Raw genomic sequence first — 13,013 nt, forward strand, 5'->3', positions numbered from 1 at the left:
CCCCGTTTCATGCCTTGCGGTGCGAGAACGTCATCGTCCGGGCTCGCGCCAGGAGCACACCAAGAATGGGCGTCCTGCTGGTCTGCAGCATCCTGGTAAGATCCTTGAGCGTCTCGAGGTGCGTCTTGCCCCAGTCGGCGACCATAACGACGCCGTCCAGGATTGAGCCGACCTTCAGCATGTCGGGCCCCGAAGCAAGCGTGGGCAGGTCGAGGATGACGACATCATAGGCGTAGGCGGCGAGATCGCAGGCGGCCAGGTCCGAGAAAAACGCCTCCATGTTCTTCGCCGCCAGCAGGTTCTTGGCATCCACCACCGAACTTGGAAGCAAGTCGAACGGACGGCCCGGAGTGCAGATGATGTTGAGCCGGACGAGATCCTGGCAGGGTCTGTCGAGCCCGCTCGACGGACCGAGCAGTCGCGTCGTCATGGTCGGTTGCCGGACGTCGGCATCGATCACCAGGGTCTTCAGGCCGGACATCGAATAGAGCGTGGCAAGATTGCTGGCGACCGAGCTCTTCGAGCCGTCGTTGGACACGGCAGTCAAACCAAGGAACTTGATCGGATGATCGGTCTCGGAAAGGCTGATTTCGGTCCGCGCTTTCCTGAGGCTGTGGCTGTATCGGGAATGCGGATGCCTGAGCACCTCATCGACCCGACCGGTCTCCCTGCCCCTGCCGATGTGCGGCAGTTCCCCGACACATTCGATGCCCAGGTTGTCACGGATGTGCCGCGGCGATTTTATCGTCCAGTCGAACGTATGCCGCACAAAGGAGAGCGCGATTCCGAGAATGAGCCCGGCGACGGCCGCGAACACCAGGATCAGCTTCGGCCTTGGGGCGCTCGGATAGAGCGGCGCGGTGGCGGCGGTGATCACCCGCGCGTCGGCAACCGGGTAGGATTGCTGATTCACCGAATTGGTATAGGCCTGCAAAAAGCTTTCATACATCTTCTGATAGGTCTCGGCGGTCGTCTCGAGCTCTTCAAGCGTCGGGACAGCGTTCGCCTCGTCTTCCGCCGCTCCCTCGCCATTGACGCTGTAGTCGTGCCGTGAACGGAACTCCTGAGCCTTCGCCATCGCCTTGTTCATCTGGGTGCGAAGCTGCTCGAGACGCGTCTCCAGCCACGCGCCGCCTTCCTTTGCCGCTTCCGCCTTGGTTTCGATCTGCTCACGCACGAAGGCATCGGCCGTCGCGTTGGCGATGTTGGCCGCGGCTTCGGGGTCGAGGGCGGTGAAGGATATGTCTATGGCGTAGGAAACGCCGACCCGGCGGACGTCGAGGCCGTCTCGAAAGATCGACATCGCGCGCCGGCCCTTTTCATATTCGGTGAGGGTCGCCGGCGTTTCGCGAATGCTCAGACCGAAATGCTCCCGAAGCCAGCCGAAGCGCGCGCTATCCCGCAGGCCGACAGCCTCGACCAGCATCGCTTCTACCTTCCTGAACCTGTCCAGGAGCGGCGGAGTCTGAGGCCGGTTGAACTTCTGGTCGTCGACGAGTTTCAGCTGGTTGAGAACCATCGCCGCGATCTTTTCCGACTGCATCACCGCGATCTGGCTTTCAACCTGGGCGGTGTCCAAGGACAGGGTCACCTCGCCGCCGTCCTGGAGATGCTGCGGCAGCCTCGGCTCGATCAGGATCTGCGTGCTCGCCGTGAAAGCCGGGTCGGTGGTTGAATTGTAGAACAAGGCTACCAGGAATGCCGCGACCAGCGAGGCAACGATCGTTCCGACATAGCATTTCAAAAATCCGGTTATGTCGGAAAGACCGATGAACTCGTGACTGGCGGAAGCCAGCTGGTCCGTCGCCGAGGGCCATCTCTGGGGGAACATGCGGTCCATTCAATGTCTCCTGCCGGCGCAGGTCGCAATCCTGCGCGCCTGCCGTCGAGATGCAGACGATCCCTGGTCTCCGGCTGATATTTTCATTGAAGGCTGAGGCCCCGCGATCCCAGACTGCCGAAAGAGACTATCCCCGGCTGAAGGAAGGTAAATGCCGCCAATTGGCGTAGGACCTACGCCCTATGGGAATCGAGAATGCGCGACAGCCCTGCCCGAGCACCGTCTACAAGCGCGATCTGTTCTTCCAGAGATGCCTGTCTTACCCGGTTCATCGCCAGAGTCCGCGCGAGTGCATCGACCTTGGCGGACAGGCGCTTGGAATCCTCGCCGTTGTCCATCGCCTCCAAGGAGAACGCTGCGCATTGCTCCATTCTCTCACCGGACGACTGGAGTTCCGCGGATTCGCGTTCGATTTCAGACCGAATGCCCTCGAGAAGGCGAGCCAGGCGTCGGAAACGTCTTTCATCGACTGTCTCATGGAATGCGATCAGCGGCATTTGCAGGCCAGCTTTCGTGAGAGCCTGAACGGGACGCGCACCGTTCAGGATACGAACCGTTGGAGCCCGGACGAGATATCCTTTCGGTCATCGGCGGGCATGCACCTATCGGATGAGGCGGTGCCGGGCTATCCGAATTCATGAAGCGGCGCGCGACCGCCAGCATGATAGGACTTTGGGGTAATGACTGGGCGGCAATTGCGGAGCAGAAGCCGTGACCCTGAACATTGTCGGCCAGGCCAAGCCGAACTCATTCACCTTCGAGACCAGCGCTCTCATAAAAGCCACTGGCTTTCGCGAATATGACGCGCGCTGGTGGTTCGGCCATGCGGGTTCCGAGAAAGAGCCCGAACTCAACCTGATGGGCGTGCAGGCGCTCGGCATGGGACTGGGCACGCTGATCCGCCGAATGGGCGTAGGTCCGGAGATCGTCACCGGTCACGACTTTCGCGGCTATTCCATGGCCATCAAGATGGCGCTGGTCTGCGGCCTGATGGCGGCCGGAGCGCGGGTCAAGGACATCGGCCTGGCGCTTTCCCCCATGGCCTATTTCGCGCAGTTCGCGCTCGACGCTCCCTCGGTGGCCATGGTCACGGCCTCCCACAACGAAAATGGCTGGACCGGTGTGAAGATGGGAGCCCAAAGGCCCCTGACCTTCGGCCCGGAGGAAATGACAGCCCTGAAAAAGCTCGTGCTGGATAGTGATTTCGATCTGGTGGGCGGCGGAAGCTACGAGTACATCGCCGGATTCCGCGACAGGTACATCGAAGACCTGACCGCTGGGAAGAAGATCAGGAGGAAGCTGAGGGTGGTGGCTGCCTGCGGCAACGGCACCGCGGGGGCCTTTGCGCCGCAGGTGCTGGAGCGAATCGGCTGCGAGGTCATCCCCCTGGATGTCGAACTCGACCACACGTTTCCGCGCTACAATCCCAATCCCGAGGACATGCAGATGCTGCATGCGATCCGGGACAAGGTTCTCGAGGCGGGCGCCGATCTCGGGCTCGGTTTCGATGGCGACGGCGACCGTTGCGGCGTGGTCGACAACGAGGGCAGCGAGATTTTTGCCGACAAGGTCGGCGTCATGCTGGCGCGCGACATTTCCGGTCTGCATCCGAACTCCGTCTTCGTGGTGGACGTGAAGTCGACCGGGCTTTTCATGACGGATCCCGTTCTCGCGCAAAACGGTGCGACGACGGATTACTGGAAGACCGGCCATTCCTACATCAAGAGGCGTGTTGCCGAACTCGGCGCCATGGCCGGCTTCGAGAAATCGGGACATTTCTTCTTCAATCCGCCGATCGGGCGCGGCTATGACGACGGGCTCGTCACGGCGATCGCAGTCTGCGAGATGCTCGACCGCAATCCAGGCAAGACGCTTGCGCAGCTTTATCGCGACCTGCCGTTGACCTTCGGCACCCCGACCATGTCGCCCCACTGCGCCGACGAGGAGAAATACGGGGTGGTCGCGAAGGTCGTGGGAGAGTTCACGCAAATGAGGGAGAACGGGATCGACTTCGCCGGGCAGCCGCTGGCTGATCTCGTCACTGTCAACGGGGTGCGCGTCGTTGCCCAGGACGGCACCTGGGGCCTCGTCAGGGCCTCGTCGAACAAGCCCGAAATCGTCGTCGTGGTGGAGAGCCCGGTCTCGGCTGAGCGTCGTCGGGAGATGTTCGAGGCTCTCGATGCGGTCCTGCGCCGCAATCCAGGGGTCGGAGCCTATAACCAGACGTTCTGAGGGGACTGGACCATGCCGGACCGGATCGTAAGTTTCGTCATGAGCGGAGGCGTCGGCTCGCGGCTGTGGCCCCTCTCGCGCGAGGACAATCCCAAACAGTTCCACGACCTCTCGGGCGACGGCTCGATGCTGACCAAGACGGTGCGGCGGCTCAAGGCCCGGCCGGCCGGCGAGACGCCCGTCTACCTGATCGCATCCGAGCGGCATGCCGAACGCGTCATCTCCGACATATCCCCGCTCGGCCTGAACGGCGGCAGGCCGATCTTCGAGCCGGTCGGGCGCAACACCGCCGCGGCGGTTGCGATAGCCACGCTGCAGACCATCGCCGAACATGGCGGCGACGCCCTTGTGCTGGTGGTCCCGTCCGATCACGAGATATCGACCGAGGCGCAATTCTGGCAGACCGTCGAAGCAGGCAGTCCCGCCGCCCAATCCGGAAGCATCGTCGTGTTCGGCATCCAGCCGACCCATCCCGAGACCGGATACGGCTACATCGAGGTCGCGGCGGAGGGCGACGGCGTGGCCGCAGTGTCGCGTTTCGTCGAAAAGCCCGACGCCGAGACGGCTCAGAAATATGTCTCTTCGGGACGGTTCTACTGGAACGCCGGCATCTTCCTGTTCCGCGCCGAGACGATGAGGCAAGCATTTCTGGAGTTCCAGCCGCAGATCTGGCAGACGGCCGAGCGGGCCTACAAGGCCGCGCGTGTCGAGGTCTCGGGCATCTATCTGCCGCTGAGCTTCTATTCGGCCATCCCCTCGATATCGATCGACTATGCGGTCATGGAGCAGGCGCGCGGCATCGCGATGGCGACCGCTTCATTCCGCTGGAACGACCTTGGATCTTGGCAATCGCTGCTCGAGGCCAGTCCGGCCGACGGCGACGGCAATGTCGTCATGGGCGACGTCGTCGCCATGGATTGCACCGGTTCCTACCTCAGAAGCCAGGGAAGGCTATTGACCGTCATCGGCATGAAGGATGTGGCGGTGGTGGCGACAGCCGATGCCGTCTTCGTCGCTCCCGTCAGCCACAGCCAGAACGTCAAGAAAGTCGTCGAGCAGTTGGAGAAGAGCGGGCGGTTGGAGACCAAGTTCACGCCGTCGGAAGACCGCGTGATCGTCAGCGGATCCTGGCGCAAGCGCGTCGAGCACTGGCTCTTCGACGAAACCCTGCCACTATGGTCCACCGCGGGTGTCGACGATGTCCATGGCGGCTTCCACGAAGCTCTCGGCTTCGATGCAAGACCCTTGGGCAAACCCAAGCGGATGCGCACGATGGCGCGGCAGATCTACGCCTTTGCCGTGGCCAAGGAACGCGGCTGGACCGGACCGGCCGACAGGCTCATCGACCACGGCATCAGCTTCATCGCCAAACATGGCCGCACCGAGCCCGGCGGGTGGGTGCGCACCCTTCAACCCAATGGCAGCGTGGCTGACCCGGCGGAGGACGCCTATGACCATTCCTGCGTGCTGCTGGCGCTTGCCCATGCGCATCGATGCGGCCACCAGGATGCCTTGCGGCTGGCGCAGGAGACATTCCATTTCATCGACAACCATCTGGAGGACAACAGCCTGAACGGCTTCCTCGAGTCCCCCGGCTGGAAAGGGGCGCGTTTCTCGAACCCGCATATGCATATGCTGGAGTCCTTTCTTGCCTGGCATGAGGTCACCGGCGACCGCGCCTATCTGCGCCGCGCCGCGCGCGTCATCGATCTCTTCCGGTGCCATTTCTTCGATCCGGAAAGCTGGACGCTCGGCGAACGCTTCGACGGCGATTGGCAGCCATTGCCGGGAGACGATGGCCAGTGGACCGAGCCGGGGCACCATTTCGAATGGGCCTCCCTGCTCGTCGACTTCGCCAAGGCGAGCGGACAGAAGGACCTGGCGGCCTATGCAAGGAAGCTCTATTCCTCGGCGGTCGCCAGCGGGTTGAACCGCGCCACGGGCCTGGCCTACGCGGCCGTGTCGCGGACCGGAATCCCCCTCGACCGGGTCTCTCGAAGCTGGCCGCAATGCGAGGCCGTGAAGGCAGCCGCCGCCCTGGACGGTATCGGCGGACCGGATCTGAAGCCGGAGATCGAAGCCCGCGTCGCCCGCCTCTTCAGATGGCACATCGATCCGGCGCCGCTTGGCCTGTGGATCGACAGGATCGACGAGCGCGGACGGTCGGTGGCGAGCGAAGTTCCTGCCAGCATCTTCTACCACCTGGTGACCGCGCTCATGCAGTATCTGGACAAGACCGGAGGACAGGTCGAGCCCTTCCCGCGGCCAGCTTCAGAAGCGGACAAGCAGGCTGCCAGGCGCGTCTCTGCCTAAAGCGCCTCGCGCTGAAACGGATCCAGGCGACGCGCTTTAAGTCTTGTTTTCTGCATGTCGCGCAAACCGCTGCACGGTTTTGCGCCACATGCAGTAACACTAACCGCCCCTCGAAGCGGCGTAAACGGCACGGCATGAGTGCCGGGCAGGCAATCCGCCGGCGACCTTTTTTGCCGAAATGACGGCGCTCAAACTGTGGCAGGTTCCCGAAGCTCGTCCAAGGCCTCTTGAACACCCTGCGCCGCCGCCCGTTCAAGCCAGACGCGGCCTGCCGCAGGGTCGCGCTCTCCGGCGAGGCCCTCGGACAAGTAGCGTCCTAGCATCAGCTGCGCATGGCCATGCCCCCGCTCGGCCGCGGCGGTAAACCATTTCTGGGCAGTTGCAGGGTCACGTGAAACACCCTTGCCGCTCTCATACAGCGCGCCGATCGCAAACATCGCCCCGGCGTGGCCGGCCGCGGCGGCCCGCTTGAAAAGTTGCGCCGCAGCCACGGGCATGGATTCGCCGCCGCGCCCGTTGAGAAGCATTTCGGCGAGCGCCAGCTGCGCGTCGACCATGCCGCCATTGGCCGCTCGCTCGAACCAGAGCCGGGCCTGCTTCTGGTCGGCGGTCATGCCGCGTCCATCTTGAAGCATGCGCGCATACATATATTGCGCCTCGGCCACGCCTTCGGCAGCGCGCCCCATCCATCGTGCCGCCTGCTCCTCGTCTTTTTGGACACCGATCCCCTCGGCGAAGCAGAGCCCAAGATTGAACGCTGCAATCAGGTCGCCCGACGAGGCGGTAGCCTCGAACCATCCGGCGACGCTGCTGCGGTCGGTGGGCTCGCCTGCCCCCAATAGCACCAGGTTGGCAAGATCGACCTGCGCCTGTTGATTTCCGCCGTTCGCGGACACGCGCAGCCAGCGTGCCCCCTCATCGGCATCCTGAGCGACCCCGTTCCCGGAGAAGTAAAGGGAGGCCAAGGCACGCGCGGCCCGCTGGTGACCTCCCTCGGCCGCCCGCCGGTACCACGTCGCGGCCTCGGCGTAGTCCGGACGCGGGCTCTTCACATGCCGCTCGCCGATCCGATAAGCCGCATCGAGATTTCCCGCCAGGGCGGCGCGGCGCATCCAGGCATCGCCGGCAACGGGATCCTTGTCCGTCAGGCTGCCGTCGATCAGCGCGTGCCCCAGCCGCAGTTGAGCGGATGCAAGGCCCTTCTCCGCGGCCAGTTGGTAGAATTGCGCGGCTGCCTTGAGATCAACGGCCACACCCATACCGTGCTCGGTAAGGACCGCAAGAAGGTAAATCGCCGTCGGCAGCCCGGCATCGGCGGCGCGCCGCACCTCGGCGGCAATCCTGCTCCTCTGCTCCGGCTGCCGCAGCCGGACCAGGGAAAGGGCAAGACCAAGGCATCCTTCCGGACAACCAGCGGCCGCGGACTTCTCATACCAGCCATGCGCGGCATCGAGATCGCGCATCGCTTTGGGGCCCCTGCTCAGGATATAACCAAGTACCGCCTGTCCTGCAGCGGAGCCGGCTTCCGCGGCCTTGGTTGCCAGGTCGAGCGCCGCTGTCCAGTCCGGCTCTCGAGAAACATCCCGTTCGAACAGGGTCGCCGAAGCGGCGCCGTTCCCGTCGCCCTCCCGGCTTGCCAGTCCGGCCGCGTAAAGGGCGGCGAGGAGCGATTGCGCGTCGGAGTTGCCGCGATCGGCCGCTCGCCGCAGCCAGCGCGCACCTTCTGACCGGCTGGACGGAACGCCCAAACCTTCGAGATAGCATCGAGCGACCCGATACTCCGCCTCCGCGATTCCGGCACGCGCTGCAATTGCCATGAGCGGGAAGGCCTCGGCGGGTTTGCCGTCGCCGGAGAGCTGGATCGCCCGGCGCAATGCAAGCGTTGGACGAGCATAGCCGGTCAGTCGGTCCAGCATCGCCATGCTATGGCTCCCGCATCGCTTCCTGGCCTATCGGAAGCATGGCGCCGAGAATGTATTTGAGCACAGTCCGGCGGCCGACCTTCACATCTGCGGTGACCGGCATACCGGGGCTGATCGCAAAGCCGGGGGGTACGCCATGCAGGGCGACATCGTCGATGGAAATCTGCGTGCGATAGAACAGGTCTGCATCCGCGGGCAGCATGGCCAACGAGCTGTTTGGATCGCGCGCCTGCTCCCGAGCGGAGAAGGAGTCCGGGCTGACCATGCGGACAGTGCCGTGCGCCAGGCCGTATTGCGAATAGGCGAAGGTGTCGAACTTGATGGCCACGGGATCGCCGACATGAACGAAGCCGCTGCTGCGGCCGACAATGTTCGTCTCGACCTCGAGCACCGCGTCGGCCGGAACAAGGGTGATCAGGCGCTCCCCGGATTGCAGGACCGAGCCGACCGAGACCTTGGCGACCGACTGAACGGTGGCATCGGCCTCGCTCTTCAGCTCCACCAGCTGTTTGCGCAGCTTCGCCTTGTTGAGAAGCTCGCGGGCGTCGGACACGCGTGAATTGGCATCCGAAAGGCTCTGCGACACCTCGGCACGCCAGCTCTGAATGTAGGCGTCACGCTCCGCTTCAGCCGACGCCCGCTGACGCTTGGCGGCCTCCGTCGTCTGCTCGGCGTTGCTGAGCGCGCGCGCCATCTCAGCCGAATTGTCCTCGGCGAGAAGCGTGTTGAGACGGCTTCCGACCTGTCTTTCCTCGAGTTGCTGCCGCATCTTCTCGATCGACGCCGCCACAGCCAGCCTTTGCCGATAACCCTCGGCGTCCGACTGAGAGCGCGAGATGACTGAGCTCAACTCGTCACGCTGCCGGTCGAAGCTTTCCAGCTTGGCATCGAACACTGCCTTGCGACGCTCGAAGATCGAAGCCTGCAACGTCCAGCTCGGATCCAGTCCGTCATAGCTGAAGGGCTTGCCGTCGGCCTCCGCCTTCAGGCGCGCCACCTCGGCTTCGAGCGTCGCCACCTGGGTCGCCAGCGACGCGAGGTCGGCCGAGGCGAAGGTGGCGTCGAGGCGAGCCAGCACCTGGCCGGCCTTGACGCGCTGGCCTTCGCGCACCTCGATCGAACGGACGATCGCTGTCTCCAATGGCTGGACGATGATGTTGGGCGATTGCGACACGACCATGCCCCGGGTCGTGACAACCTGGTCTACCGGTATCAGCGCCGCGAGCGCGATCAATGCCACGACCAGGCTGGTGATGATCCAGACGATGCTGCGTGCCACCAGCGGAATGGGCGCATTGGCCACCGCCGTCGACGGCCACTGGAATTCGAGGATGGCCGGCGCGGTCGGATCGCTGGCCTGCGACCGCCGGCGGCGGGCAGGAAGGGTGGGATAGGTCGCGCTGCTCATGGCCGGCCGACCTCAAACGAGCCGGGGCGGCACGGCCGCCAGGCGGCCATGGCGCCCGTCAAGATGCCGGTTCTGCTGCATCCACAGCTGCCGGTAGAGCCCGCACCGCTCAAGCAGGACGGGATGCGGCGCGACATCGAGCACCTTGCCCTGTTCCATGACCAGGATCTGGTCGCACTCGGTCAGCGAGGCGAGCCGGTGCGAAACGATGATCATCGTGCGGCCGCTGGCGATGCGCATGAGATTGGCGCTGACCACCGCTTCGCTCTCCGGGTCGAGCGCGCTCGTCGCCTCGTCGAGGATGAGGATGGTCGGATCGTGGATCAGCGCGCGGGCGATGGCCAGCCGCTGCTTCTGGCCGCCCGAGAGGTTGGGCGATCCTTCCTCGATATAGGTGTCATAGCCGTTCGGCATGCGTTCGATGAACTCGGCCGCGCCGGCAAGGTGAGCGGCACGCATGGCGTCCGAAAGCGTCAGGCCGGGACGTCCGGCGATGATGTTGTCCCTGATCGAGCCGCGGAACAGAAAATTGTCCTGAAGGACAACACCCAGACCTTGGCGAAGGTGGCGAAGGTTGATTTCCTTGAGATCGACCCCGTCAAGCTTGAGGAAACCGCTGTAGTCGCGATTGATGCCCTGCAGGAGGCGCGCAATCGTCGACTTTCCGGATCCGCTGCGCCCGACGATGCCGAACATCGTGCCAGCCGGAACCTCGAAGCTGACGCGGTCGAGCGCCGGCGTCTTGGTGCCGATGTAGCTGAAAGTCAGATCGCTGAACTTGATTTCGCCGACGAGCTTTGGCCGCAGGCCGGCAGAATTGGAACTGCTTTCCAGTGGGCGGTTCAGAACCGACGCTGCCTCGCCGATCGCGGCGCCGACCTCCTCGTAATCCTCGACCAGCCGAGCCAGGCCGACCAGCGGCTGCGCGACACGTTGCGCGATCATCATGAAGGCGAACAGGCTGCCGACCATATAGCCCGACCGGTCGCTCATCGCGAGATAGGCGCCGATCAGCATGGTGCCGAGAACCATGACACGCTCTATCGGCGTGACGAGGGTTTGCGGCCAATTGGACAGTTGCCCGAAGGCGAGACGCGCCTTGCCTGCGTCGGCCACCCGTTCGTCCCAAAGCGCCTTGCGTTGCGGTTCGAGGCCGAGCGCCTTCACGGTCTTGATGCCGACGACGGTCTCGCCGAGCGCAGCCGCCTTCCAGGTCTCGGCGTCGACCACGTCCTGGTAGCCCCGGCGCAGCGGCGGAAGAAAGGCAAAGATGATCAGCATGATCACGACCGCGCAGGCAAGCACCATCCAGGCGAGCGTGGCGTTGATGTAGAATATGACCGGGATCAGCACGGCGAGCGTGATCAGGTCCAGGAACGTGCTGAGGAGCTTGCCGGTGAGGAACTCGCGGATGCGATAGACCTGCGCCAGGTGGTACATGGTCTCGCCGGCCGGATGTCGCTCGAAATAGTCGAGCGGCAGGCGCAGCAGCCTGCTGAAAACATGCAGGTTCAGCTTGGTGTCGAGGCGCGCGCCGACGACGTTGATGATCAGCCGTCGGGCGTGGCCGAGCAGCGTCTCGTAGATGAAGACGGCAGCGATGACGGCGGAGAGCAGCACCAGGGTCGAGACACTGCTGAACTGCAGCACCTTGTTGACGACAGTCATGACGATCAGCGGGGGCAGGATGGTCAGGATGCTGAGCGTGAACGAGGCGATGCCGATGTCGCGGAGCGGCCGGCCCTCGAGCCGCACCAGATCGACCAGCCAGCGGAAGGTGAAGGGTGCGTCGGCGGCTATATAGGACCGCGCCGCCCGCAACAGGACCGCCTCGCCCGACCACACCTGCAAAAGCCGGAGCTCGTCGATGGGGACCGCCTCCGCATCGTCGGGCGTATCGACGCTCTTGAGGAAAACGACGTTGCGTTCGGCGCTGGCGCCGGTCAGCAGGGCAGCGCCGCCATCATTGAACAGCAGGACGACCGGCCCGGCATGCTCGAAGCGCTGGAGATGCGACCAGCGGACGCGGAGCGCGCGCGACCACATGCCGGCATTCTGAGCCCATTGCGAAAGATCGGCGGCGCTTGGAACTGTGCCCCCGCTCGCCGCCCTGAATTCGTTCGGATCGAGTTCGACACCGTGATAGCGGGCGACCTGAAGCATCGCCTTGAGGCGCGGCCCCATGCGGTCGAACTCGGCTGGCCCGCCAGGAATCCGCCCGGCGCCGGTCTCGCTTCCAAGCTGGCCGGCCGTATCCGCCTGCGCTTCTGGCTTGTTGCGGGCCGGGTCCGCCTGTGGGCTCAGATGTACGCTCACCGTGCACTCCCCCTGCAACCTACAAGCGAGGGTTCGAGGATGCTCCGGTCACACCGCCTCAGCCGGGGCTCCCGGCAAGAGCCATCATAGTCCGAACAGGCGCGAGATACGACCCCTTTGCCTGCAAACAAAACGTGAGCACGCGGGCCCTGCGTTTCCGCAAGGCCCGCGCGCATTGTTTTAGACCAACACTCACTCATTCGGCTTCAGAATATCCTTCAGAGCCTTCTTTAGCGTGTCGTCGGTCTGGCCATATCCAGCACCCTGCTTGCCCTTGTCCGAAGTCAGGTCGGATGTCGCGCCGGACGACTTGTTCTGGTTCTGGCCAAAGCCCTTGATCGTATTGAGGACGTTCAAGAGATCGGTCGTCACCGAGCCGACAGCCTGGCTGACGAGGTTCCCGAACGAGGCGGAACCGCTGCTGTCGCCGCCGTCCGCATCGGACTGCAGGAACTGCTTGGTGTCCGTCAGCCCCAGCGTGCTGGCAGTGACATTGGCGTTGCCACTATTGCCAGGCGCGCCGTCGTTGTCGGAGCCGTCATTGCCGTGACCCTTGCCCGGGTTGCTGCTGTCGCTGCCGTCCGGATCGTTGCCGCCACCGTTGTTGGGATGATCCTCACTATGACCTGTCCCGCCGCCGCCGCCGGTCGGTCCGGTCGCACCCGTCGGACCAGGCGCGCCAGTCGCGCCGGTTGCCCCGGTTCCGCCTGTCGCACCGGTAGAGCCGGTGGCCCCGGTATCTCCGGTCGCGCCGGTGGAACCCGTGGCGCCAGTCGAGCCGGTGGCACCTGTCGCTCCGGTCGACCCAGTTGCTCCGGTCGATCCGATTGCTCCGGTCGCACCAGTCGCTCCAGTGGGACTGTCAGGAATTCTGTGCGCGAGGCCGGTTTCGTCACTGGCCGACGAACCTTTCGCCGAAGACGACGGCGAACTGGGTCTTGGCCTCGAACCACTCGCGCGGCGGTCGTTTCCATTCCTCGGC

General features: G+C 64.3%; 7 protein-coding genes and 1 pseudogene. 3 read left to right on the forward strand and 5 right to left on the reverse strand.

The genetic code is table 11. The features are described 5' to 3' along the window. Positions 1 to 7 precede the first annotated feature (7 nt). Positions 8 to 1,840 (reverse strand): GNVR domain-containing protein, encoded by a 1,833-nt coding sequence (locus EN818_RS26375; RefSeq protein WP_135905916.1) that lies wholly within the window; start codon positions 1,838 to 1,840, stop codon positions 8 to 10. Positions 1,841 to 2,022: 182 nt separating this feature from the next. Here EN818_RS26375 and EN818_RS26380 point away from each other — a divergent pair, with 182 nt between their 5' ends. From EN818_RS26380 to EN818_RS26390, 3 genes are all read left to right on the forward strand, one after another. Next, entirely contained in the window at positions 2,023 to 2,481 is a 459-nt protein-coding gene (locus EN818_RS26380) for a hypothetical protein (protein ID WP_135905918.1), read from the forward strand. Between the two features lie 70 nt (positions 2,482 to 2,551). After that, on the forward strand, positions 2,552 to 4,072 hold the full coding sequence (locus EN818_RS26385; protein ID WP_135905920.1) for a phosphomannomutase/phosphoglucomutase: 1,521 nt from the start codon (positions 2,552 to 2,554) through the stop codon (positions 4,070 to 4,072). Positions 4,073 to 4,084: 12 nt separating this feature from the next. After that, the gene (locus EN818_RS26390) at positions 4,085 to 6,385 is read left to right on the forward strand and encodes an AGE family epimerase/isomerase (RefSeq protein WP_135905922.1); all 2,301 of its coding nucleotides are present in this window, start codon (positions 4,085 to 4,087) and stop codon (positions 6,383 to 6,385) included. Positions 6,386 to 6,573: 188 nt separating this feature from the next. Here EN818_RS26390 and EN818_RS26395 read toward each other — a convergent pair whose 3' ends face one another. From EN818_RS26395 to EN818_RS32840, 4 genes and pseudogenes are all read right to left on the reverse strand, one after another. Beyond that, entirely contained in the window at positions 6,574 to 8,307 is a 1,734-nt protein-coding gene (locus tag EN818_RS26395; RefSeq protein WP_135905923.1) for an SEL1-like repeat protein, read from the reverse strand. 1 nt (position 8,308) lies between these two features. Then, positions 8,309 to 9,715: an HlyD family type I secretion periplasmic adaptor subunit gene (locus EN818_RS26400; protein ID WP_135905925.1), complete on the reverse strand. Its 1,407-nt coding sequence runs from the start codon at positions 9,713 to 9,715 to the stop codon at positions 8,309 to 8,311. Between the two features lie 12 nt (positions 9,716 to 9,727). Further along, positions 9,728 to 12,031: a peptidase domain-containing ABC transporter gene (locus tag EN818_RS26405; RefSeq protein ID WP_245518881.1), complete on the reverse strand. Its 2,304-nt coding sequence runs from the start codon at positions 12,029 to 12,031 to the stop codon at positions 9,728 to 9,730. A 192-nt stretch (positions 12,032 to 12,223) separates the two neighbouring features. Then, a pseudogene (locus EN818_RS32840) lies at positions 12,224 to 13,013 on the reverse strand (hypothetical protein); the annotation flags it as partial.

This window comes from Mesorhizobium sp. M3A.F.Ca.ET.175.01.1.1, assembly GCF_004791945.1.
In the GTDB taxonomy this organism is placed as follows: Bacteria; Pseudomonadota; Alphaproteobacteria; order Rhizobiales; family Rhizobiaceae; genus Mesorhizobium.